The 549-nt window shown below is 58.7% G+C and carries 1 rRNA gene; it reads right to left on the minus strand.

Features of this window, described 5'->3' with window-relative positions:
* A 23S ribosomal RNA gene (locus tag GMA12_RS18205) occupies positions 1-549 on the minus strand; the annotation flags it as partial.

The raw sequence follows: 549 nt of genomic DNA on the forward strand, positions 1-549 counted from the left end.
CCGCTGCGAGCCTCCACCAGAGTTTCCTCTGGCTTCGCCCTATTCAGGCATAGTTCACCATCTTTCGGGTCCCCACAGCTACGCTCTTACTCAAATCCATCCGAAGACATCAGGATCGGTCGATGGTGCGCCCCGCAAGGGGGCTCCCACCTCCGTTCGCTTTCACTGCGCGCACGGGTTTGACACCCGAACACTCGCGTAGATGTTAGACTCCTTGGTCCGTGTTTCAAGACGGGTCGTTTACGACCATTATGCCAGCGTCCGTGCCGAAGCGCGTTCCTCGGTCCAGGCTGGCCGCATTGCACCCCTGGCTATAAGGTGCCCCGGAGGGCACTACATTCCAGGGGCCTTTGACCGGCCGCCCAAACCGACGCTGGCCCGCCCACGGGGAAGTACACCGGCACGAATGCCGGCTGAACCCCGCGGGCGAGTCTGGTCGCAAGCGCTTCCCTTTCAACAATTTCACGTGCTGTTTAACTCTCTTTTCAAAGTGCTTTTCATCTTTCGATCACTCTACTTGTGCGCTATCGGTCTCCGGCCAGTATTTAG

This window comes from Kocuria sediminis (assembly GCF_009735315.1).
Classification (GTDB): domain Bacteria; phylum Actinomycetota; class Actinomycetes; order Actinomycetales; family Micrococcaceae; genus Kocuria; species Kocuria turfanensis.